Origin of the sequence: Polaromonas sp. CG_23.6 (genome assembly GCF_029892315.1) — a bacterium.
In the GTDB taxonomy this organism is placed as follows: domain Bacteria; phylum Pseudomonadota; class Gammaproteobacteria; order Burkholderiales; family Burkholderiaceae_C; genus Polaromonas.
This window is the reverse complement of record NZ_JARXUY010000001.1, coordinates 4,005,865-4,025,743: the sequence shown is the minus strand read 5'-3', so window position 1 is coordinate 4,025,743 and position 19,879 is coordinate 4,005,865. Positions and strand designations below refer to the sequence as shown.

Sequence of the window (19,879 nt, the reverse complement as noted above, 5' to 3'; positions counted from 1 at the left end):
AGCATCTATTGCGCAAAAGCCATTTTTTATCATTAAAAATTGCCGTGGCTTGTGTGCCCCGCTCCATCACTGCCCCAGCGGTCAATTGCGAAACCGCTTGCGCGTCAGTGCCAGCGCAATCCAGAACGCGGCGACACCATAGCCCACCAGCACTGCCAGGTGCCGCGGGCCCTGTGTCGGCCACTGGCCAAGGAACAGCGGGCGGATCAGTTCGACGGCGGCGGTCAGCGGCAGCCAGTCTGAAATTGTCCGCAGTGCGCCGGGCAGTTGGTCGCGCGGAAAAAATACGCCGCTCAGGAACATCGTCGGCGTCAGGAACAGGGAAAAGTAGTACGTGAAAAAGTCGTAGCCCTTGGCCAGCGCGTTGAAGATCAGCGCGATGCTGGCAAACACGACGCCAACCAGCCCGAGCAGCGGCAGCACCCAAATCAGCATCGGGCTGTGGCTGATGCCGAGCGCCAGCATCACCCCCAGAATCACCGCGCTGGTGAACAGCGACTTGAAGGCGGCCCACAGCATCTCGGCAAACACCACGTCGTCAAGCCGCACCGGCGCGTTCATGATGCCGTCCCAGGTGCGCTGCACATTCATGCGCGAAAACGCCGAATACAGCGCTTCGAACGACGCGGCATTCATCGCGCTCATGCAGATTGAGCCGCTCGCCAGGAACACGATGTAGGGCACGGCGCTGCCATTCAACTGCACCTGCCCGATCAGTGCGCCAATGCCATAGCCAAAGGCCACCAGTGTGATCAGCGGCTCGGCAATGTTGCCGACCAGACTGGGAATGGCCAGCTTGCGCCAGACCAGCAGGTTGCGCCGGAACACCGGCCACCAGCGCCCGCTGATCTGCGGCGGCCGCAGCAGCGATGGCTGCCGGGGCTGTGCTTGGGGCGTGTGCGGCGGTGTGGTCGTGGCGTCGGTCTTCATGCGGCCTCGCGGATCTGGCGTCCGGTGAGTTTGAGGAACAGGTCTTCAAGATTGGCCGGGCGGTGCAGTGTGCGCAGCGTGGGGTGGTCGGTCAGCGCTGCCAGCAGGCGCTTGGCGTCGGCGGTGTAGAAAAACACCGTTTCACCGCTGACCTCGACGCGCGCGGCCATGGCCCGCAGTGGCGCATGCTGTGGCAATTCGACCAGCGACAGCGCGCCCGCGCCATAGACCTCGACCACGTCGGGCTCCAGGTTGCTGGCGATCAGTTCGCGCGGCGTGCCTTCGGTCATTTTCTTGCCGTGGTCGAGCACCAGAAGGCGGTTGCACAGGCGCTCGGCCTCGTCCATGAAATGCGTCGTCAGCAAAATGGACTTGCCCTGCTGCACCAGCCGCTGCAGCCGCTCCCACATCAGGTGCCGTGCCTGCGGGTCGAGCCCGGTGGTGGGTTCGTCGAGCAGCAGCAGTTGCGGATCGTTGACCAGCGCCCGGGCCAGGCTCAGCCGGCGCTTCATGCCGCCCGAGAGTTCGCTGAGATTGGCGTCAGCCTTGTGCGTCAGCGCGGCGAATTCCAGCAGTTTCGGGATGCGTTCCCTGATCACCCAGTCCTTCAGGCCGAAATAGCGGCCGAACACCAGCAGGTTCTCGGCGCATGAAAAATCCGGGTCCAGGCTGTCGAACTGGCTGACGATGCCAAGTTGCGCCTTGATCGCCAGCGCGTCCTGGGGCATTGAAAGGCGGGTGCCCTGGCCGGGGGGGAGGTAGCGGATGCTTCCCGAGTCGGGGCTGGTCAAGCCCAGGCACATGCGGATGGTGGTGGTCTTGCCCGCGCCGTTCGGACCGATGACGCCCAGGCATTCGCCGGGCGCGATGGAAAACGACAGCTGGTCAACGACGGTGGCGCTGCCATAGCGTTTGGTCAGGTCCACGACTTCAAAGAGCTTCTCGGTCATGCGTCTATTGTGCCCATCCGGCGCGGCGCCGGCCTGCGCTCAGCCTTCCCGGACTTCAATGTGGTACATGGCCCAAGGGCAGTTGGAAAAGCGTTGCCCCAAAGGCTTGGCGGCCGTGTCGGGAAAGCGGTCGGCGTCAAAAATACTCCACAGCGGCCCCAGGCCGCCCAGCGGTATGGGTTGACCGTCCAGGTGGGTAGCGACGATGAAACGGTACTTTTCTGCCTCGGCCGCTGTAACGTGCGCCGCATAACCGTCCACGGCGCGCAGAAACAGCGCTGTTTTTTCGGTCGCCTTCACGCCGCAGGCTTTCATCACATCGACCAGCAGCGGGCCTTTCAGGGCATGGGGCTTGCCGTCGTACTCCAGCGTTGGCTGGATGCTGAAGGCGGGCAGGGCAGTGAGGGCGGCAAAATCAAATACCTGCGCTTTGTCGAAGGTGATTTTTTGCTTGGTCATCATCCGGTCCAGGGCCGGATCGAGCGGCCCCCGGTTGCCCGCGCCGATGCGCCCGGTGACCGTCAGCAGCACTGGCCCCGAAAAGGGTTTGCGACTGTCTTTCGCCAGCGCCCATGAGGGCAAGGCCAGTGTGCCAGCGGCCAAGGTGCCCGCCATGGAGAGGCCCAGAAAATCACGTTTTTCCATAGTCAATTCTTTCTGTGTTGGGTTGTGTGCAGATGTTACACAGGTAACTTGACGCCCGGGGCAGCGCGTGGCGCGCATTATCGTTTTCCGGCTGCACAACTGCAGTGAAGTACAGTAGCTGCCAGCAGCCCGGCTTGCCCATCGGGCATGTGACCAGGCCTTTTTCATTCTCTACTTTTCCTGTCCCTATGACCACTTTTGGAACCCCTTTGTCTCCCCATGCCACCAAAGTCATGCTCCTTGGCTCGGGCGAACTGGGCAAGGAAGTGCTGATCGCGCTGCAGCGCCTGGGCGTGGAAACCATCGCCGTCGACCGTTACGACAACGCGCCTGGCCAGCAGGTGGCGCACCATGCGCGCACCCTCACCATGAGCGACCCGGCGCAACTTAAAGCGCTGATCGAGCGCGAAAAACCCGACCTGGTCGTGCCCGAGATCGAGGCGATTGCCACCGCCATGCTGGAAGAGCTTGAAACCGCCGGCGTGGTGCGGGTGGTGCCCACGGCCCGCGCTGCGCGCCTGACCATGGACCGCGAGGGCATCCGCCGGCTGGCTGCCGAAACGCTGGGCTTGCCGACCAGTCCGTATGTGTTTTGCGATTCACTGGAAGAATTGCAAAGCGCTATCGACAACAAGATCGGCTATCCCTGCGTCGTCAAGCCGGTGATGAGCTCGTCGGGCAAAGGCCAGAGCAAGATTGCCCTGCCCAAAGACGTGGCACCTGCCTGGGACCATGCGATGGCCGGCGGACGGGTCAACCACGGCCGGGTAATCGTCGAAGGCTTCATCGACTTCGACTATGAAATCACGCTGCTGACTGTGCGCGCGCTGGGGGCAGACGGCAAGGTGGAAACGCATTTTTGCGAACCGATTGGCCACCTGCAGGTCAGCGGCGACTATGTCGAAAGCTGGCAGCCGCAGCCAATGCGCCCGGGTGCGCTTGAAAGCAGCCGCGCCATTGCCAAGGCCGTGACCGACAACCTGGGCGCCGGCCCTGACGGTCAGCCCGCTGGGCTGGGCGTGTTCGGCGTCGAGTTGTTCGTCAAGGGCGACGACGTCTGGTTCAGCGAAGTCAGCCCGCGCCCGCACGACACCGGCATGGTGACGCTGTGCACCCAGTGGCAAAACGAGTTCGAGCTGCATGCGCGCGCCATCCTGGGCCTGCCGGTCAGCACCGCGCTGAAAAGCCCGGGTGCCAGCGCCGTGATCTATGGCGGTGTCGATGCGGCGGGCATCGTGTTCGACGGCGTGGCCGATGCGCTGCAGGTGCCGCAAACCGACATCCGCCTGTTCGGCAAGCCTGAGAGTTTCGTCAAGCGGCGCATGGGCGTGGCACTGGCCTTCGATGACGATGTCGAGGTGGCACGCAGCCGGGCCCGGCTGGCTGCGTCGAAAGTCACGCCCCGCGTCGCCTGATGGCGGGCAGTTGGGAAGGGAATTGGCCCGTGCGATTTTCCGAGCTGATGTCCTGGACCGACGATTCGTCGTTGCACGTTTTAATAGCAGCGCTGGTTGCGGTGGTGCTGGCGCTGCTGGTGCACCGGGTCAGCGCGAGCGTGGTGCTGCGCCTGACGCGGTCCATGCCGGTGTTGAACCGGGCAGCGCAGCAATGCCGTGCGCCGGCCCAGGTGCTGCTGCCGTTGATGGCGCTGCAGGCGGTCTGGCAGGGCGCGCCCGACAACGTTCCGCTGATCGCCGGAATTCGCCATGCCAACGGTTTGTTGCTGCTTGTCACGCTGACCTGGATGGGCCTGCGCGCTGTTCGCGGCGTGGCCCAGGGCATCATCGGCCTGTACCCGCTCAATGTGGAAGACAACCTGCAGGCGCGCGGCATCCATACCCAGACCCGGATGCTGGCCCGCACCGCCATGCTCATCATCGTCGTGGCGGGGCTGGCGCTGATTTTGATGACTTTTCCGGGCGCGCGCCAGATTGGCGCGAGCCTGCTGGCATCGGCTGGCGTCTTTGGCCTGGTGGCGGGCATTGCGGCGCGGCCGATTCTCAGCAACCTGATCTCCGGGTTGCAAATTGCGCTGGCGCAGCCGTTTCGCATCGACGACGTGCTCATCATCCAGGGCGAATGGGGCCGGGTCGAGGAAATCACCGGCACCTACGTCGTGCTGAAAATCTGGGACGAGCGCCGGCTGATCATTCCGCTGCAGTGGTTCATTGAAAACCCGTTCCAGAACTGGACGCGCAACAATGCGCAGATCATCGGCACGGTGCTCCTGTGGGTCGACTACCGCATGCCCCTGGCGCCGCTGCGCGAAGCCGCCCAGCGCGCCTGCGAGGCCGCGCACGAATGGGACCAGCGGCTGTGCCTGCTGCAGGTGGTGGAGGCGGGCGAGCGCAGCATGCAGGTGCGGGTGCTGGTGACGTCGGGTAATTCCAGCCTGAACTGGGATTTGCGCTGCAAGGTGCGCGAGGCACTGGTGGACTGCATGCAGCGTGACTGGCCGGAACATTTGCCGTTGATGCGGGGTGAAATGGGGGAACGCTCCGGCGTGGCGGCCGTTGCCCGGGCTGACCAGGACCCGTTGGCTTGAGCATGCGGCCTGGCGGTTGGCGCGCCTGATTTGTCTTGATCTGGCTGGCCGGGCAACCCCGGTTCAGCCCTCCCAGGCTGTGCTGATCCAACCAAAGACCCATCCCGCGCAGGCTTCACCTGAATTCATCAACAACCAAGACATCACCCGGCTTGATGCGGGTGCAATCACGGCGACGCGCTGGCGAGACTCGGCACCCTGGGTGGCGCTGCGGGTCAGCCGACATGTGACCGATGCCGACTACCGGCTGTTGGTGAAGAAGTCCACCGCCGCTGATCGCCATCACCGGCTACGGCCAGCCGCGCGACCTTGATGCGAGTCCCAAGCCGGCTTTCACCCCCACTACCACCTGACCATGCCGGTCGATACTGGACCGCTTGCTGGGGAGCGCGTCAGGTTCGCTTGTCAGTTCACCACAGGCCGAGCTTGGCAACTGAACGGGGCGCGCTCTGGCCCGTAAAGCTGCCAATAGCATTGGTTACTTCAAAAGTAATAGCGCTTCATGCAAGCCAGCATTGCGCAAATGCCTTTTTTGGCACTGAATCCGGGTGTAACGCCGTGCGGCCATTCACGCAACGCGCCGATAGCTGCCAGCGCAGATGGCTTCAGCGCCGCCAAAAGCGCGCATGGCTGGGTGTATAACGTAATCCCCCTCGGTCACGCGCCATGCCTTTTGCTGGCGGCGCGCTCGGCCCGGGGCTACCGAACAACCCCCCGTCGGCGCAAAGCGCGACAACCTCAAGGAACACCAGTCATGGGCGCGCAATGGAAAGCAAAAGGCAAGGATCTGGCGGCAAATGCCAGGGGCCGGGTATTTGGAAAACTGTCCAAGGACATCATGATCGCGGCGCGCAGCGGTGCTGACCCGGCGTCAAACGCGCGCTTGCGCCTGGTGGTCGAGCAGGCTCGCAAGCTCTCGATGCCCAAGGAAACACTGGACCGGGCGATCAAGAAAGGCGCCGGCCTGACCGGCGAAACGGTGCATTTCGACCACGTCATCTACGAAGGCTTTGCGCCGCACCAAGTGCCGCTGATGGTTGAATGCCTGACCGACAACGTCAACCGCACCGCGTCCGAAATGCGCGTGTTGTTTCGCAAGGGCCAACTGGGCAGCGCCGGCTCGGTGGCCTGGGACTTTGACCACATGGGCATGATCGAGGCCGAGCCGCTGGCGGCTGGCGCCGACCCGGAACTCGCTGCCATCGAGGCCGGCGCGCAGGACTTGGAGCCAGGCCATGAAGACGGCACGACGCTGTTCCTGACCGACCCCGCCGACCTGGACCTGGTCAGCCGCGCGCTGCCTGCGCAGGGCTTTACCGTGCTGACCGCCAAGCTCGGCTACAAACCGAAGAACCCCGTCAATCCGGCATCCCTGAGCGCCGGCGACCTGCACGAGGTCGAGGCCTTCCTGGCCGCCATCGACGCCAACGACGACGTGCAGAACGTCTATGTCGGCCTGGCCGGCTGAGCCTGCTTTTTCATTGCCATGAATAACCCCCCCGAGCTGATCCACATCACCGAACAGAACCATGCGGTGCTGATCGACCTGATGTATGCCAGCGAGAACAACTTCACCGGCCAGGTCATCTACGACCATCCGCTGTGCTTCTTGCATCCGCAGGCCGAAGCCGGCTTGCGCCGGGCGATTGCGGCGGCCCGGGGTTTCGGCTTTCGGCTGAAAATCCTCGACGCCTTTAGGCCGCAAGAGGCGCAGGAAGCGCTGTGGGCGGTGGCGCCCAACCCGGACTACATTGCCGACCCGAAAAAGGGATCGAACCACACGCGCGGCGTCGCCATCGACCTGACGCTGGTCGGCGCAGACGGCCAGGCGCTCGACATGGGCACGCCGGTGGACACCATGCACCCGGCGTCGCACCATTTCCACGTCGACCATCCGGCGCACATCCAGGTCAACCGCATGCGGCTGCTGACGGTGATGCTGGAAGCCGGCTTTGTCCACCATCCGCGTGAATGGTGGCACTACCAGTTGCCGGATGCCAACCAGTTTGCGCTGATAGACAGCCATGACTTCATGCGCTGCCTGCACGACGGGAGCGCCAGACCGGCGTGACGTGAAGCGCGCCAAAGCCCGAAGAATTCCGCATGGCGCGGGCGACAAGGACAACGGCATGACGGGCTCGGGCTTTGCTTAAAATCCGGCTTTTGCCGCTGCGGTATCGAACCCGGTGTTGCTCCGGCATTGCGCAGTTTCACAACCACTTCAAGGAATTTCATGGACCAGCCTATTCATCAATTCAGCGATCTTTTTGCGCAACTTGGCCTGCCCAACGACGAGGCCGCCATCCAGCAGTTCATCGCCACGCATTCCCCCCTGAGAAGCGACATTGATCTGGCCGACGCGCCGTTCTGGAACCATTCGCAAGCCGCGTTCCTCAAGGAAGAAAAGCTTGAGGATGCTGATTGGGCAGAACTGGTGGACCATCTGAACCTGGCGCTTCGCGGCTGAAGTCCTGCGCCAGCGCTGAAAATTCTCTGCGCTCCCCAGCCGGTTCGCTGACCGGTTTTTTTGAAAACCATCCATTCAAAAGGATTCGTGCCAGTGACGCCAGCATCCTGGTGGTGCCTGATCCGGCGTCTGACATCATGTTGGCGGCACAGGCATGACGCAGGCGCTGCTGGTCATCAATTCGGGCTCGTCGAGCGTCAAGTTCGCCACCTACGACGTGGTCGAGCCCGAGTCGTCGCTGGCGCGCATTGCCAACGGCCGCGCGCTGGGGACGGTGGGTCACCGGGTGGTGCATGGCAGCGAAAAGTTTGTGCGACCCGTCGTGGTGACGCCGTAAATTCTGGTGCAGCTCGACGGCTTCACACCGCTTGCGCCGCTGCATCAGGCGCACAACCTGTCGGCCATCCGCGCCATTGCCAGCGTATGCCCGGAACTGCCCCAAGTCGCCTGTTTCGACACCGAGTCCCACTCTTCAAACCAAAGCAACAACTACTGAAACGCCACTTCAGAAAAACTCCGCAGCTTGCGGCTGTGCAACTGGCTGATGCCCTCGGCGCGCAGCAACTCCACCGCCCGCATGCCAATGCGCAGATGCTGGTCCACCCGGTCACGGTAGAACTGGTTCGCCATGCCCGGCAACTTGATCTCGCCGTGCAGTGGCTTGTCGCTCACGCACAAGAGCGTGCCGTAAGGCACCCGGAAACGAAAACCGTTGGCGGCAATCGTCGCGCTTTCCATGTCCAGCGCAATCGCCCGGCTCTGGCTGAAGCGGCGCTGCACCTGGTTGCCGGGCAGCAACTCCCAGTTGCGGTTGTCGGTCGAGGCCACGGTGCCGGTGCGCATGATGCGTTTGAGGTCGGCGCCTTCTGCATTCGTCACGTCTTCCACCGCCTGCTGCAATGCCTTCTGGATCTCGGCCAGCGCCGGAATCGGCACCCATAGCGGCAGCTCTTCATCCAGCACATGGTCTTCGCGCACATAGCCGTGGGCCAGCACGTAGTCGCCCAGTTGCTGGCTGGTGCGCAGGCCGGCGCAGTGGCCGAGCATGATCCAGGCGTGCGGACGCAGCACGGCGACATGGTCGGTGATGTTCTTCGCATTGGCCGGCCCGACGCCGATGTTGACCATGGTGGTGCCGGTGCGGTCGGCCCGCACCAGGTGGTAGGCCGGCATTTGCGGCAGGCGCGGTGGTGCCAAGCCCAGTTCGTCGCCGTCCTGCGCGCCCAGGCCGGTGCGCCGTGTCACCACATTGCCCGGTTCGATGAAGGCAATGTATTCGCTGGCCGGGTTGGCCATTTCGGCATGCCCCAGCCGGACGAATTCGTCAATATAGAACTGGTAATTGGTGAACAGCACGAAGTTCTGGAACCAGTGCGGCGAAGTGCCGGTGTAGTGGCGCAGGCGTTGCAGCGAATAGTCGACGCGCGCTGCGGTGAACAGCGACAGCGGCTGCGGCTGGCCGGCAAGAGGCTCGTAGGTGCCGTTGGCAATGCCGTCGTCCATGGCGGCCAGGTCGGGCAGGTCGAACACGTCGCGCATCAGCATGCGCCGGGCCGCGCTCATCGTGCCCTCGATGTGGTCGTTCTCGGCAAACGAGAAGTGGATCGGGATTGGCTGGGTGCTGGTGCCCACTTCCAGTTCGACCTCGTGGTTTTGCATCAGCAGGCGGAATTGCGCCAGGTAGTAGTCGGCGTACAGGTCGGGCCGGGTCAGGGTGGTTTCATAGTGCCCCGGTCCGGCGACAAAACCGTAGCTCAGGTGCACGATGTCGGGCGTTTCCAGGATCGCCCGGGCCACCGTCTCGGTGTGGATGCGGACGAATGGGTAGCAGGCGCGCACATGGCCGGGCAGGGTGTCGCCGTCCAGGTAGCGCTGCATCGCGCTGCGCAGGTGGCCGATTTGCTGGTCGTAGATGGCACGCACCTGCGCCAGCGCGGCGGCCGGGTCGCGGTAACGGGTGGGGGCAATGAAGGGGGGCAGGTAGGGCATGCCTCTTATTGTGCCCCGGCTCAGCGGTAGCGCGGTACGGCGGGATTCATGCCCTGCTCGGAACGGCTTATCCGGGATAGACACGAAAACGACACATTGCGACCCTAGATTCGAACATTCAAACATCTGGAGAAAGACCATGAGTGCTGCCATTCAAATCAATACGCTGAGCAAAACCTTTGCCAATGGCCGAAAAGCCTTGCAACAGATTGACCTCTGCATTGCACCCGGAGAAATGGTGGCGCTGATCGGGGCCTCCGGCTCCGGAAAATCGACCTTGCTCCGGCATATGGCGGGCCTGATGGCGGGCGATGCCCATGCCGCAGGCTCCGTCGAGATTCATGGCCGGACCGTGCAGTGCAATGGAAAGATAGCCCCTGACATCCGCTCCGTGCGCTCGGGAGTCGGGTTCATTTTTCAGCAGTTCAATCTGGTTGGCCGCTTGCCGGTGATCATCAACGTGCTCGCGGGAACGCTGCACAGGGTCCCCCTGTGGCGCAGCCTGATCCGCTGGTTCACGTCCGAGGAAAAAGCCCGGGGCATCGAAGCGCTGCGCCGGGTGGGCATCGCCGAATGCTGGGCGCAGCGTGCCTCTACCCTTTCAGGCGGACAGCAGCAGCGCGCAGCGATTGCACGGGCCATGGTGCAGGGTGCCCGGGTGGTGCTGGCCGATGAGCCAATTGCTTCGCTTGACCCGGAGTCGGCACGCAAGGTCATGGAGGTTTTGGCCCGCGTCAACCGGGAAGACCAATGCACGGTGGTGGTCTCGCTGCACCAGGTCAATGTTGCCATGAAGTACTGTGCGCGCGCCATCGCGCTGCATCAGGGAAAAGTGGTGTACGACGGCCCCTCGGTGGGCCTGACGCCTGAAGTCCTGCGAGGGCTGTATGGCGCAGAAGCCGACGACATCTTGTCGCTGGGCGACCATATTTCCAGCCTTGAGGACAAGCTCAAACCCGTTCCGCACCTGGTATGGCCTGCCGCCATGAGGCCCTTGGCACGTGTTGCCTGAGCCGCTTTTTCATCTGTTCGTCCATGTATTCAACCTAAAGAGAAAACCACCATGATTAAAAAATTACTGGCCGCACTGGCCGCCACAGCGCTGGTCAGCCTGGCAGCGGCAGGACCTGCGGCTGCACAAACGATGAAGGAATTCAATTTCGGCATCATTTCCACCGAGTCATCCCAGAACCTGAAGTCCGACTGGCAGCCAATTCTGGACGACATGGCCCAAAAGACCGGCATGAAAATCAATGCCTTTTTTGCTTCCGACTACGCCGGAATCGTTGAAGCCATGCGCTTTAACAAGGTGCAGGCTGCCTGGTTCGGCAACAAGTCCGCCATGGAAGCCGTGGATCGCGCAAGTGGCGAGGTTTTTGCGCAGATGGTCAATGCCGACGGCGCCCAGGGCTATTACTCGCACCTGATCGTGAACAAGGACAGCCCGCTCAAGTCGATCGACGACGTGCTCAAGAACGGAAAGAATTTGTCCTTTGGCAACGGCGACCCCAACTCCACATCGGGTTTTCTGGTTCCGGGGTACTACGTTTTTGCGAAGAACAAGATCGACCCCAAAACCTTTTTCAAGGTGACACGCGGCGCCAACCATGAAAGCAACGGGCTGGCAGTGGCCAACAAGCAGATCGATGTCGCCACCAACAACAGCGAAAACCTTGAAAAGATGAAGGAGCGCCTGCCCGAGAAGTTCAACGACATCCGCGTCGTCTGGACCTCGCCGCTGATTCCGCTGGACCCACTGGTGATGCGCAAGGATTTACCGCAAGCCACCAAGACAAGCGTGCGTGACTTCTTCTACAACTACGGCAAGAACAGCCAGCAGGAAAAGGACAACCTGATGAAGCTCTCCAAGCTCTCGGGCTTCAAGGCCTCAACCAACGCGCAGCTGGTTCCGATTCGCCAGCTTGAACTGTTCAAGGAAAGAAACAAGTTCGAAGCCGATGCCGGCATGACGGCGGCCGACAAGCAGGTCAAGCTCGCAGAGATTGACAAAAAGCTGACCGACCTGGGCCAGTGAGGATGTCGCTTTACCTTGATTTTTTGACTTTGGCTTTGATGACATGACCTCTCCTGCTTCCCCCTTGGTGGCTCCTTCCCTCCACACCCGATTGCCAAAAACCAGCCTGTTGGCGATGCTCGGTTGGGCCGGTGTTCTCGCGCTGCTGGCGGCTTCCTGGAAGGGCGCAGACATGCGTCCGCTGGACCTGGTGCGTGATTCCGGCAACATGGCGCAATACGCGGCGGATTTTTTCCCGCCGGACTTCGGCCAGTGGCGCTTCTATATGCAGGAAATGGTGGTGACCCTGCAGATTGCCTTGTGGGGTACGGCGCTGGCCGTGGTGTTTGCCGTTCCGCTGGGCTTGCTTTCATCGGCCAATATCGCACCAGCCTGGATTCGGCAGCCAGTCAGGCGGCTGATGGATGCGGCGCGCGCCATCAACGAAATGGTGTTTGCGATGCTCTTCATCGTGGCCGTGGGACTGGGGCCGTTTGCCGGTGTTCTGGCCTTGTTTGTGCATACCACGGGAGTGCTGGCCAAGCTTTTTTCCGAGGCTGTGGAGTCGATTGACGCTCAGCCGGTCGAAGGCATACGTGCGACCGGCGCCAATGCGCTGGAAGAAATTGTCTACGGCATCATTCCGCAGGTCTTGCCGCTGTGGATTTCATATACCTTGTACCGTTTCGAATCCAATGTCCGTTCGGCCTCTGTTGTGGGCATGGTCGGGGCTGGTGGCGTTGGCGTCATCCTGTGGGAAATCATCCGGAGCTTCCAATATGCACAAACCTGTGCAGTGATGGTCATTATTGTGGTGACGGTCACGGTGATTGACCTGGTGTCGGCCCGCATCCGCACCGCCTTGGTGTAGGGGGTGTCATGGCTTTGACGATTGAGCAGATCACGGCGTTATTTCGTGTGCAGGGTAGGGTGCAATATGGCTCGGAAGCCGTCAGTCAGCTTCAGCATGCCCTGCAATGCGCGCACCTGGCCGAGCGAGCCGGCAGCGCGCCCGCGCTGATTTCTGCAGCCTTGCTGCATGACCTTGGCCATTTGCTGGCCCCTGAACCTGTGGATAAAACGTCTGGCAAGGACGACCTGCACCAGTACGTGGCCATTCCATTTTTGCGCGGCGTGTTTTGTGCTGCCGTGATCGAGCCCATCCGCCTGCATGTGGAGGCCAAACGCTATCTTTGTCATGTGGAAAAACACTACCGGGCTGGTTTGTCATCAGCCTCCTGGCGCAGCCTGATGGTTCAGGGCGGGGCGTTTTCAAGTGCACAAGCAGCCGCTTTCATCGCCAGTCCGCATGCGAGGGAGGCGGTGGAATTGCGTCGTTGGGACGATCTGGCCAAGGACCCCGCCGCGAAGCCGCCCGACTGGACCCACTATGCGGGTATTTTGGCGTGTGCGGGCAGGGCTTTCGCCCCGCGCCCCAGCTGATCCAGACCATGCGCTTTTTCAGCGCATGGGGTCCGGGCCGGTGAGGTAATCGGCCAGCTGCTGGCCTGCCACTCCTACGCTGCTGTCGTTGGCGATCACGCATTCGGCTTTTAGGCCGTCAAACAAACTGTTACGCGCGAGCCGTTGGGCGACCGCGCTGTCGGCATCCCTGCCGCGCAGCTTCAGGCGCTCGGCCAGGTGCACGGGGTCGGCCGTGATGTGCACCACCCGAACATTGGCTGATGGCGCCAATTGATGGACATGCGCACGTGAGCCATTGACCACCACGAGGCGTCCGGCTTGCACATCGGCGGCGTAGCGCTGGGCAATGCCGTAATAAAACCCATGCGCCTTCCAGTGCCAGCTCAGCCCCCCGGTGTGCATCAGGCCAAGGAAGTCTGTTTCGTTCACCGGGTCGTGGTCTGAACCGGTTTGGGCAGGCCGCGTCACCAAGCGGCGCGAAAAAACGATGTCCCTGCGTTCCCTCATCGTCTGTTGCGCTGAGGCGATCACGCTGTCTTTGCCCACACCGGAAGGGCCGCAGATGAAAATCCATGCACCGCTCATGGCTGCAGTTTCAGGTCAATCAGTCGGAGAAACGGCGCACCCGGCGTTCGTTCAACAAACAGGCAGAGCTGATCCAGCCACAGCGGGGATTCGGCATTGAGACGGCATGTCACGGGCGTTACGGCGTCAGACACGCGCTGTGCCATGGACGGCTCCACGGGACCCGTCAGCGTCATGTGCAACCGAAAGCGCTCCATCACATGGGGGTAGCCGTAGCATGCCAACAGTTCGGCCTCCCGTGCGTCAAGTGGTTCGGCCCGGCGGCGCGCAAGCTCGGCCTGCAGCAGCGGCGCACGCAAGTCATCAAGTTCCTGCACGCAGGCTGCGGCCAGTGCAGACAGGCCTGCGGGCGGTGTGTCAGGCGTCAGGGCCATGAAGCTGTCAAGCGCTGCCAGGCGAAGCGGGCCCAAAGGCAGCGGTTTGAGCGAGTGGGCGAGCGTCTTCAGCCGCGAGACCAGTGCCTGTTCATCGTGGCCTGGCGTCAGGCGGAAAGGGGCTTTCAAGGTGGCATGAAAGCCGTAACGCCTGGGCTCCTGGGTGATGCTGGCAAGCGCCTCAGGTGAAATCCCTGCCAGCCGTGGCTGGGCCAGCGCGGTGTTGTCGTATTCGTCACGGCCCAGCCAATGTGCGCCGAATGTTCGCCAGGGCGAGTGTTTGCCGGGTGCAAAATAAACGGCATAACGCGGGCTCATGACACACCTGCCGCGCTGACGACAAGCTGAAAGCGGTCGCCGCAAAAGACCGTTTCTCCGTACTTGATGGGCTGCTTGTCCATGTCCACGTCCAGGCCTTCTACGCACAGCACCGGACGGGATACGGGTTGTTTCAGCAGGCGTGCCGTTTCGTCCGAAGGCATTTGCGTGGTGATGCGGCTTTCGGCGCGCAGATAGTCTTCAACGCCGAAGTGGCGCAGTATTTCGGTGGCTCGGGTGCCGTCGTTCAGCATGTCCAGCAACCCGTCAAATCGTTGTGCCGGGTAATAGGCCGTTGCCAGACACAGCGGCTGCTCGTTCGCCTCATCGAGTATTTCCACCATCAGCACCTGGTCGCCTTTGCCGAGTTTGAGCTCGTGCGCCACCCGCTCTGGTGCCGGCATTTTGCGTGCGGTCAGCAACTGCTGGCTGGACAACAAACCCTGCCGTTTCATGTTTTCTGTGAAGCGTGTGCGGCGCGACAACTCGTAGTCGAGCAAGGCGTGCTGAACAAAAGTGCCGCGCCCCGGTTCGATGCGAACCAGCCCTTCCAGCTGCAGCGCGGCCACCGCCTGGCGCAGTGTATGGCGGTTCACGCCAAAGCGTGCCGCCAGCTCGGTTTCGCTGGGCAGACGGCCAGTCCCGCAGAAGCTGCGGTCACGTATTTCTGTGCTGAGTTGATCGGCAATTTTCTTCCAGACGGCCACGCCGCTGCGTCGACCCGGAGTGCTGAAAAGGGGTGGGTTGGTTGTCATCATTCGGTCATGTTGTCCAGTTGAACTAGCTACTCTGCACACGCCGGATGCGTTGGCAGCAACAAACTTAACTCTAGTGACTGATTTAGACATCTGTATGACAAACCAGGCAATGAACACAAGTAACGAGCCGCGCAGACGATGGCTGGCCATACTGGCACGGGCCAGCCGGCCTGAGCTTGAGGCTGCACTGATGCCATTCGGCGACCTGCCGCCCCTTGCGCATGTCAGGGCGCCGGAGCCCGGCATGGTCATGCTGCGCGGACGTGTTGGCGGCACCGGCGACGCCTTCAATCTGGGGGAGGCCAGTGTCACGCGCTGCGCCTTGCGCGTGGGTGCCAGTGCCCTGGGGGTGGGTTATGCGCTGGGGCGTGATCGCCGCAAGGCCGAGCTGATTGCCATTTTTGATGCATGGCTCCAGGATGCCGGGCGCCATGCGCGTTTGCAGCGCGAGGTGGTAGAGCCGCTGGCAATACAGCAGGCGGCACAACGGAGTACGGCCAGCCAGGCGGCAGCCACTTCCAAGGTCGAATTTTTCACTTTTGTCCGGGGCGAAACATGAGCTACACCAATTCCATCAGCCTTGGCTTTGCCGACCCTGTGCATGACGCGCAACGGGCTTTTCGCGGGGCTCTTGACGCCTTGGCGCGTCCCGGACGGCGCTTGACGGTGGGCCAGCCCGTGAAAGGTCTTGCCCTTGGTCCGGCGATGGCGCACCTGCTGCTGGCACTGACCGACGATGACACCCCCGTGTGGTGGCAGCAGCCCGATGCCCGGACCGCAGGCTGGTTGCGCTTTCATACCGGCGCACCGCTGGCGGAAAACCCTGCCGAAGCTGCTTTTGCGGTACTGGGCGTGACCACGGCATGGCCGCCGCAGTACATGTTTGCACCGGGGTCGATGACCTCGCCCGAAGGTTCTGCCACCTTGCTGGTAGAGGTTCCTTCGCTTGATGACGGTCCTGCCCTGGAGTGGCGCGGCCCCGGCATTCGCGACATGCAGACCGTGCAGATTGCCGGCTTGCCTGAAAACTTCTGGACGCAATGGCAAGCCAGTCAGGCGTCGTTTCCGCAAGGCGTGGACATCATCTTTACCTGCGCAGACGCCGCGCTGGGTTTGCCGCGCACCACCCGTGTGCGGCGTCTGAAGGGTATTTGACATGTATGTTGCAGTCAAGGGCGGCGCGATCGCCATAGAAAATTCCTGGCGCCTGCTGGCCGAGCAGCGCCGTGGCGATGCCGCTTTGCCGGTGCTGTCGGTGGCGCAGATACGGTCGCAATTGCCGCTGGCGGTGGACCGCGTCATGACGGAAGGCTCGCTCTACGACCCTGAGCTGGCGGCGCTCGCCATCAAGCAGGCGAGCGGGGATCTGGTCGAGGCCATTTTTCTATTGCGCGCCTACCGGACCACGCTGCCGCGTTTTGGCTACAGCCTGCCGATGGACACCGCAAAAATGCAGCTGATGCGCCGTGTGTCTGCCACTTTCAAGGACGTTCCGGGAGGGCAGATTCTGGGCGCGACCTACGACTACACGCAGCGCCTGCTTGATTTTTCCCTGCTCGCCGATGAAGCGGCGGGCAGCCATGCGGACGAAGGCGGCCAAAGTGACGCTGGAAACGCCGGCCCCGGCGACCCGACTTCTTCGACCCAGACCCTGCCCGCCAGCCTGCCGAGAGTGAACGACCTGATGACGCGCGAAGGACTGCTGGAGACGCCGTACCCCACGCCAGGTGCCGAGCCCGGTGACCTGACGCGTGAGCCGCTCATGTTTCCGGCTGATCGACCGCTTCGGCTGCAGGCGCTGGCGCGCGGCGACGAAGGCTGGCTGCTGGCGCTGGGCTACTCGACGCAGCGCGGCTATGCCAATGCGCATCCGTTTGCCGGCGAAATCCGGCGCGGAAAAATCTCGGTGGAAATACTGCCCGACGAGTTGGGCTTCCCCCTTGACATCGGCGATATAGAAGTCACCGAGTGCCAGATGATCAACCAGTTTTCTGGCAGCCGTGACGTGCCGCCGCAGTTCACCCAAGGCTACGGTTTGGCCTTCGGGGGCGCCGAGCGCAAGAGCATGGCCATGGCGCTGGTGGACCGCGCGCTGCGAGCCCGTGAACTGGGCGAGCTGGCCGTGGCGCCCGCGCAGGACGAGGAATTCGTGCTGGCGCATGCCGACAGCCTGGAGGCTTCCGGCTTTGTGCAGCACCTCAAACTGCCGCACTACGTGGACTTCCAGTCGGAGCTCGAACTGGTGCGCAAATTGCGCATGGCCCATGCCCAGGAACACATCCAAGCGCCGCCGCACGACTCAAATCGCGAGCAGGCCGCGGGTGAACACGCCGGGCACAGCCCGGCACCCTTGACACAGAAAGCCGCATGATGGACGAACACTACAACTTCGGGTTTCTTGACGAGCGCACCAAAAAAATGATTCGTCGCGCCATGCTCAAGGCGGTGGCCATTCCCGGCTACCAGGTTCCCTTTGGCTCGCGCGAGATGCCCTTTGCCTACGGCTGGGGCACCGGCGGCGTACAGGTCACGGCCAGCATCATTGGGCGCGACGATGTGCTCAAGGTGATCGACCAGGGCGCTGACGACACCACCAATGCCGTCAACATCCGCCGCTTTTTTGCCCGTACCACCGGCGTGCCGACCACCGAAAAGACGAGCCATGCCAGCATCATTCAAACCCGTCACCGCATTCCCGAAACAGCCTTGACCGAGGCGCAGATCATCGTGTACCAGGTGCCCATGCCCGAGCCGCTGTTCAGGCTGGAGCCGCGCCTGAGGGAAACCATCACCCTGCATGCGCTGGCCGAATACGGACTGATGAATGTCAAGCTCTACGAAGACATCGCTCAGCTTGGCGCCATCTCGAAAACCTACGACTACCCGGTGCTGGTCAACGAGCGCTACCTCACTTCGCCCTCGCCAATCCCGAAATTCGACAATCCCAAGATGCACATGAACCCGGCCTTGCAACTGTTTGGCGCGGGGCGCGAAAAGCGCATTTACGCCATTCCACCGTACACCAGCGTGCGCAGCCTTGACTTCGAGGACCACCCGTTCGAAGTCCAGCGCTGGGACCATGCCTGCGCCCTGTGCGGGGCAGCAGACAGCTTTCTGGATGAAATGATCGTCGACGACCAGGGCAGCCGCCTGTTTGTCTGCTCGGACAGCGACTATTGCAGCGAGCGGCGTGATGCCGGTCACGTCGGGGCCCAGCAAGCGGTCCATTTGGCCGATGCCCTGGCGCAGACAGCATTCGATTCATCCGGGCAAACACCCGTCGCAGTGAAGGCGGCTGCATGAACAACGACCTTCTTTTATCCGTGCGCGGTGCCGGCAAACAGTTCATGCAGGGCAACCGCTTGCGCTGGGCCTGCCGAGACGTGAATTTCGAGCTGTATCCGGGCGAGGTGCTGGCCGTGGTCGGCGAGTCCGGCTCGGGCAAGTCCACGCTGCTGCGCCTGCTCGCTTCACGCCTGCCGTGCGACGAGGGTTCGGTGCATTACAACCTGCGTGAAGACGGACAAACCCGCATGGGCGTGCAGTCTGCGCCGCTGGGGGCGGACACTGCGGGCATGGTCGATCTGGCCGGCCTGTCCGAGGCCAGGCTGCGCTGGTTGGCGCGCACGGACTGGGGCTATGTCGAGCAGCATGCGCGCGACGGCTTGCGCATGAATGTCTCGGGCGGCGCCAATATCGGCGAGCGCATGATGGCGCTGGGCAGCCGCCACTATGGCCAGCTGCGCACCCAGGCGCTGACGTGGATGGAGCGCGTCGAGCTGGATGCAGGCCGGATCGATGACCTGCCCGACACCTACTCCGGCGGCATGCAGCAGCGCCTGCAGATTGCGCGCAACCTGGTGACCCATCCCCGGCTGGTGTTCATGGACGAGCCCACCACCGGGCTGGACGTGTCGGTCCAGGCGCGTCTGCTCGATCTGCTGCGCGAACTGGTCGACCAGCTGAATCTGGCCGCCGTGATCGTGACACATGACCTGGCCGTGGCAAGACTGCTGGCGCACCGCATGCTGGTCATGAAAGACGGGCGGGTGGTCGAGCAGGGCCTGACGGACCGCGTGCTTGACGACCCGCAACACCCGTACACCCAACTGCTGGTTTCCTCCATCCTCACCCCCTGAGGCCTGTTCTTCACACTTTTTGGCAACCCTCCATGACTGCTTTGCTTGAAGCCCATGACCTTTCAAAAACCTTCACGCTGCACGGGCGCCGCGGCATCGCGCTGCCCGTGCTGGCCGGTGTCAACCTGAGCGTGCGCGCTGGCGAATGCCTGGCGCTGAGCGGCCACTCCGGCAGCGGCAAAAGCTCGTTGCTGCGCTGCCTCTACGGCAACTACGGCGTCAGCGGCGGCCAGGTGCGCATTCGCCACGAGAACCAGTGGGTCAACCTGTCAGAGGCGGCGCCGCGCCAGGTGCTCGACGTGCGCCGACATACCCTGGGCTACGTGTCGCAGTTTTTGCGTGTGATCCCTCGGGTGTCCACGCTCGATATCGTGGCCGAGCCGCTGCAGCGGCTTGGCGTTGCAACCGACGAGGCGCGCCGGCAAGCGGCCCAGTGGCTGGAGCGCCTGAACCTGCACGAGCGCCTGTGGCACCTGCCGCCAGCGACGTTTTCAGGCGGTGAACAGCAACGCGTGAACATTGCGCACGGCCTGATTGCCAGCCACCCGGTGCTGCTGCTGGACGAACCCACCGCCTCGCTGGATGCGGACAATCGCCGCATCGTGGTGGCGCTGATCCGTGCAGCCTGCGCGCGCGGCGCTGCCGTGGTCGGCATTTTTCATGACGACGAAGTACGCCGCGCGGTCGCCAGCCGATGCTTTGACGTCGAACACACTCTCCCAATTCTTTGAACCGGACAA

At 62.7% G+C, this 19,879-nt stretch carries 25 protein-coding genes; 18 read left to right on the top strand and 7 right to left on the bottom strand.

Translation table 11 applies throughout. The features are described from left to right. Window positions 1–81 precede the first annotated feature (81 nt). The 3 genes from H4V98_RS19060 to H4V98_RS19050 are packed head-to-tail and all read right to left on the bottom strand — an operon-like array spanning window position 82 to window position 2,525. Window positions 82–930 carry an ABC transporter permease gene (locus H4V98_RS19060; protein WP_196861908.1) on the bottom strand — a complete coding sequence of 283 codons (849 nt, stop codon included), beginning with the start codon at window positions 928–930 and terminating at the stop codon, window positions 82–84. Next, window positions 927–1,880 carry an ATP-binding cassette domain-containing protein gene (locus H4V98_RS19055; protein ID WP_196861909.1) on the bottom strand — a complete coding sequence of 318 codons (954 nt, stop codon included), beginning with the start codon at window positions 1,878–1,880 and terminating at the stop codon, window positions 927–929. The genes H4V98_RS19060 and H4V98_RS19055 overlap by 4 nt, the downstream gene beginning before the upstream one ends. 39 nt (window positions 1,881–1,919) lie before the next feature. Next, on the bottom strand, window positions 1,920–2,525 hold the full coding sequence (locus tag H4V98_RS19050) for a molybdopterin-dependent oxidoreductase (RefSeq protein WP_196861910.1): 606 nt from the start codon (window positions 2,523–2,525) through the stop codon (window positions 1,920–1,922). Window positions 2,526–2,713: 188 nt separating this feature from the next. Between H4V98_RS19050 and purT the strand changes: the two genes are divergently transcribed. From purT to H4V98_RS19010, 8 genes are all read left to right on the top strand, one after another. Then, complete coding sequence (purT, locus tag H4V98_RS19045) at window positions 2,714–3,940, top strand: formate-dependent phosphoribosylglycinamide formyltransferase (RefSeq protein ID WP_196861911.1); 1,227 nt, start codon at window positions 2,714–2,716, stop codon at window positions 3,938–3,940. A gap of 47 nt (window positions 3,941–3,987) precedes the next feature. Next, window positions 3,988–5,070, top strand: a complete 1,083-nt coding sequence (locus H4V98_RS19040; RefSeq protein WP_196862194.1) for a mechanosensitive ion channel domain-containing protein — start codon at window positions 3,988–3,990, stop codon at window positions 5,068–5,070. A 79-nt stretch (window positions 5,071–5,149) separates the two neighbouring features. Then, window positions 5,150–5,383, top strand: a complete 234-nt coding sequence (locus H4V98_RS19035; protein WP_196861912.1) for a hypothetical protein — start codon at window positions 5,150–5,152, stop codon at window positions 5,381–5,383. A 441-nt stretch (window positions 5,384–5,824) separates the two neighbouring features. Then, entirely contained in the window at window positions 5,825–6,538 is a 714-nt protein-coding gene (locus H4V98_RS19030) for a YebC/PmpR family DNA-binding transcriptional regulator (protein ID WP_196861913.1), read from the top strand. A gap of 18 nt (window positions 6,539–6,556) precedes the next feature. Further along, the gene (ddpX, locus tag H4V98_RS19025) at window positions 6,557–7,141 is read left to right on the top strand and encodes a D-alanyl-D-alanine dipeptidase (protein ID WP_196861914.1); all 585 of its coding nucleotides are present in this window, start codon (window positions 6,557–6,559) and stop codon (window positions 7,139–7,141) included. A 162-nt stretch (window positions 7,142–7,303) separates the two neighbouring features. Beyond that, window positions 7,304–7,537: a DUF2789 domain-containing protein gene (locus H4V98_RS19020; RefSeq protein ID WP_196861915.1), complete on the top strand. Its 234-nt coding sequence runs from the start codon at window positions 7,304–7,306 to the stop codon at window positions 7,535–7,537. Window positions 7,538–7,691: 154 nt separating this feature from the next. Continuing rightward, on the top strand, window positions 7,692–7,874 hold the full coding sequence (locus H4V98_RS19015) for a hypothetical protein (protein ID WP_196861916.1): 183 nt from the start codon (window positions 7,692–7,694) through the stop codon (window positions 7,872–7,874). Window positions 7,875–7,880: 6 nt separating this feature from the next. Next, window positions 7,881–8,033, top strand: coding sequence for a hypothetical protein (locus tag H4V98_RS19010; protein ID WP_196861917.1), 153 nt, complete (start codon window positions 7,881–7,883; stop codon window positions 8,031–8,033). On the opposite strand, the gene H4V98_RS19005 is transcribed toward H4V98_RS19010, so the two are convergent. Further along, window positions 8,027–9,526 (bottom strand): AMP nucleosidase, encoded by a 1,500-nt coding sequence (locus H4V98_RS19005; protein ID WP_196861918.1) that lies wholly within the window; start codon window positions 9,524–9,526, stop codon window positions 8,027–8,029. The genes H4V98_RS19010 and H4V98_RS19005 overlap by 7 nt on opposite strands. A gap of 139 nt (window positions 9,527–9,665) precedes the next feature. On the opposite strand from H4V98_RS19005, the gene phnC reads away from it, so the two are divergent. From phnC to H4V98_RS18985, 4 genes are read left to right on the top strand one after another with little or no spacing between them, the layout of a single operon-like run. Continuing rightward, window positions 9,666–10,538 (top strand): phosphonate ABC transporter ATP-binding protein, encoded by an 873-nt coding sequence (gene phnC, locus H4V98_RS19000; RefSeq protein WP_196861919.1) that lies wholly within the window; start codon window positions 9,666–9,668, stop codon window positions 10,536–10,538. 51 nt (window positions 10,539–10,589) lie between these two features. After that, window positions 10,590–11,561, top strand: coding sequence for a phosphonate ABC transporter substrate-binding protein (phnD, locus tag H4V98_RS18995; RefSeq protein ID WP_196861920.1), 972 nt, complete (start codon window positions 10,590–10,592; stop codon window positions 11,559–11,561). Between the two features lie 43 nt (window positions 11,562–11,604). Next, a complete protein-coding gene (gene phnE / locus H4V98_RS18990) occupies window positions 11,605–12,411 on the top strand; it encodes a phosphonate ABC transporter, permease protein PhnE (RefSeq protein WP_196861921.1) in 807 nt (268 codons plus the stop codon). Between the two features lie 8 nt (window positions 12,412–12,419). Then, the gene (locus tag H4V98_RS18985) at window positions 12,420–12,983 is read left to right on the top strand and encodes a phosphonate degradation HD-domain oxygenase (RefSeq protein ID WP_196861922.1); all 564 of its coding nucleotides are present in this window, start codon (window positions 12,420–12,422) and stop codon (window positions 12,981–12,983) included. An 18-nt stretch (window positions 12,984–13,001) separates the two neighbouring features. On the opposite strand, the gene H4V98_RS18980 is transcribed toward H4V98_RS18985, so the two are convergent. The 3 genes from H4V98_RS18980 to phnF are packed head-to-tail and all read right to left on the bottom strand — an operon-like array spanning window position 13,002 to window position 15,000. Then, complete coding sequence (locus H4V98_RS18980; RefSeq protein WP_196861923.1) at window positions 13,002–13,550, bottom strand: AAA family ATPase; 549 nt, start codon at window positions 13,548–13,550, stop codon at window positions 13,002–13,004. After that, a complete protein-coding gene (locus H4V98_RS18975) occupies window positions 13,547–14,242 on the bottom strand; it encodes a DUF1045 domain-containing protein (protein WP_196861924.1) in 696 nt (231 codons plus the stop codon). Before H4V98_RS18975 ends, H4V98_RS18980 begins: the two co-directional genes overlap by 4 nt. Further along, window positions 14,239–15,000: a phosphonate metabolism transcriptional regulator PhnF gene (gene phnF, locus H4V98_RS18970; protein ID WP_280757833.1), complete on the bottom strand. Its 762-nt coding sequence runs from the start codon at window positions 14,998–15,000 to the stop codon at window positions 14,239–14,241. Before phnF ends, H4V98_RS18975 begins: the two co-directional genes overlap by 4 nt. A gap of 94 nt (window positions 15,001–15,094) precedes the next feature. Between phnF and phnG the strand changes: the two genes are divergently transcribed. The 6 genes from phnG to phnL are packed head-to-tail and all read left to right on the top strand — an operon-like array spanning window position 15,095 to window position 19,870. Then, window positions 15,095–15,559: a phosphonate C-P lyase system protein PhnG gene (phnG, locus tag H4V98_RS18965; RefSeq protein ID WP_196861925.1), complete on the top strand. Its 465-nt coding sequence runs from the start codon at window positions 15,095–15,097 to the stop codon at window positions 15,557–15,559. Then, window positions 15,556–16,155, top strand: coding sequence for a phosphonate C-P lyase system protein PhnH (gene phnH, locus H4V98_RS18960; protein ID WP_196861926.1), 600 nt, complete (start codon window positions 15,556–15,558; stop codon window positions 16,153–16,155). Before phnG ends, phnH begins: the two co-directional genes overlap by 4 nt. Window position 16,156: 1 nt before the next feature. Then, window positions 16,157–17,371 carry a carbon-phosphorus lyase complex subunit PhnI gene (locus H4V98_RS18955; RefSeq protein ID WP_196861927.1) on the top strand — a complete coding sequence of 405 codons (1,215 nt, stop codon included), beginning with the start codon at window positions 16,157–16,159 and terminating at the stop codon, window positions 17,369–17,371. After that, complete coding sequence (locus tag H4V98_RS18950; protein ID WP_196861928.1) at window positions 17,368–18,303, top strand: alpha-D-ribose 1-methylphosphonate 5-phosphate C-P-lyase PhnJ; 936 nt, start codon at window positions 17,368–17,370, stop codon at window positions 18,301–18,303. The genes H4V98_RS18955 and H4V98_RS18950 overlap by 4 nt, the downstream gene beginning before the upstream one ends. Further along, entirely contained in the window at window positions 18,300–19,139 is an 840-nt protein-coding gene (phnK, locus tag H4V98_RS18945) for a phosphonate C-P lyase system protein PhnK (protein WP_196861929.1), read from the top strand. The genes H4V98_RS18950 and phnK overlap by 4 nt, the downstream gene beginning before the upstream one ends. Before the next feature lie 32 nt (window positions 19,140–19,171). Beyond that, window positions 19,172–19,870 (top strand): phosphonate C-P lyase system protein PhnL, encoded by a 699-nt coding sequence (gene phnL / locus H4V98_RS18940; RefSeq protein WP_196861930.1) that lies wholly within the window; start codon window positions 19,172–19,174, stop codon window positions 19,868–19,870. The last annotated feature ends 9 nt before the right edge of the window (window positions 19,871–19,879 follow it).

Excerpts from the sequence above, each read along its gene's own strand:
- H4V98_RS19060 (WP_196861908.1), bottom strand. The coding sequence starts at position 930 with ATGAAGACCGACGCCACGACCACACCGCCGCACACGCCCCAAGCACAG.
- H4V98_RS19055 (WP_196861909.1), bottom strand. The coding sequence starts at position 1,880 with ATGACCGAGAAGCTCTTTGAAGTCGTGGACCTGACCAAACGCTATGGC.
- H4V98_RS19050 (WP_196861910.1), bottom strand. The coding sequence starts at position 2,525 with ATGGAAAAACGTGATTTTCTGGGCCTCTCCATGGCGGGCACCTTGGCC.
- purT (WP_196861911.1), top strand. The coding sequence starts at position 2,714 with ATGACCACTTTTGGAACCCCTTTGTCTCCCCATGCCACCAAAGTCATG.
- H4V98_RS19040 (WP_196862194.1), top strand. The coding sequence starts at position 3,988 with ATGTCCTGGACCGACGATTCGTCGTTGCACGTTTTAATAGCAGCGCTG.
- H4V98_RS19030 (WP_196861913.1), top strand. The coding sequence starts at position 5,825 with ATGGGCGCGCAATGGAAAGCAAAAGGCAAGGATCTGGCGGCAAATGCC.
- ddpX (WP_196861914.1), top strand. The coding sequence starts at position 6,557 with ATGAATAACCCCCCCGAGCTGATCCACATCACCGAACAGAACCATGCG.
- H4V98_RS19020 (WP_196861915.1), top strand. The coding sequence starts at position 7,304 with ATGGACCAGCCTATTCATCAATTCAGCGATCTTTTTGCGCAACTTGGC.
- H4V98_RS19015 (WP_196861916.1), top strand. The coding sequence starts at position 7,692 with ATGACGCAGGCGCTGCTGGTCATCAATTCGGGCTCGTCGAGCGTCAAG.
- H4V98_RS19005 (WP_196861918.1), bottom strand. The coding sequence starts at position 9,526 with ATGCCCTACCTGCCCCCCTTCATTGCCCCCACCCGTTACCGCGACCCG.
- phnC (WP_196861919.1), top strand. The coding sequence starts at position 9,666 with ATGAGTGCTGCCATTCAAATCAATACGCTGAGCAAAACCTTTGCCAAT.
- phnD (WP_196861920.1), top strand. The coding sequence starts at position 10,590 with ATGATTAAAAAATTACTGGCCGCACTGGCCGCCACAGCGCTGGTCAGC.
- phnE (WP_196861921.1), top strand. The coding sequence starts at position 11,605 with ATGACCTCTCCTGCTTCCCCCTTGGTGGCTCCTTCCCTCCACACCCGA.
- H4V98_RS18985 (WP_196861922.1), top strand. The coding sequence starts at position 12,420 with ATGGCTTTGACGATTGAGCAGATCACGGCGTTATTTCGTGTGCAGGGT.
- H4V98_RS18980 (WP_196861923.1), bottom strand. The coding sequence starts at position 13,550 with ATGAGCGGTGCATGGATTTTCATCTGCGGCCCTTCCGGTGTGGGCAAA.
- H4V98_RS18975 (WP_196861924.1), bottom strand. The coding sequence starts at position 14,242 with ATGAGCCCGCGTTATGCCGTTTATTTTGCACCCGGCAAACACTCGCCC.
- phnF (WP_280757833.1), bottom strand. The coding sequence starts at position 15,000 with ATGATGACAACCAACCCACCCCTTTTCAGCACTCCGGGTCGACGCAGC.
- phnG (WP_196861925.1), top strand. The coding sequence starts at position 15,095 with ATGACAAACCAGGCAATGAACACAAGTAACGAGCCGCGCAGACGATGG.
- phnH (WP_196861926.1), top strand. The coding sequence starts at position 15,556 with ATGAGCTACACCAATTCCATCAGCCTTGGCTTTGCCGACCCTGTGCAT.
- H4V98_RS18955 (WP_196861927.1), top strand. The coding sequence starts at position 16,157 with ATGTATGTTGCAGTCAAGGGCGGCGCGATCGCCATAGAAAATTCCTGG.
- H4V98_RS18950 (WP_196861928.1), top strand. The coding sequence starts at position 17,368 with ATGATGGACGAACACTACAACTTCGGGTTTCTTGACGAGCGCACCAAA.
- phnK (WP_196861929.1), top strand. The coding sequence starts at position 18,300 with ATGAACAACGACCTTCTTTTATCCGTGCGCGGTGCCGGCAAACAGTTC.
- phnL (WP_196861930.1), top strand. The coding sequence starts at position 19,172 with ATGACTGCTTTGCTTGAAGCCCATGACCTTTCAAAAACCTTCACGCTG.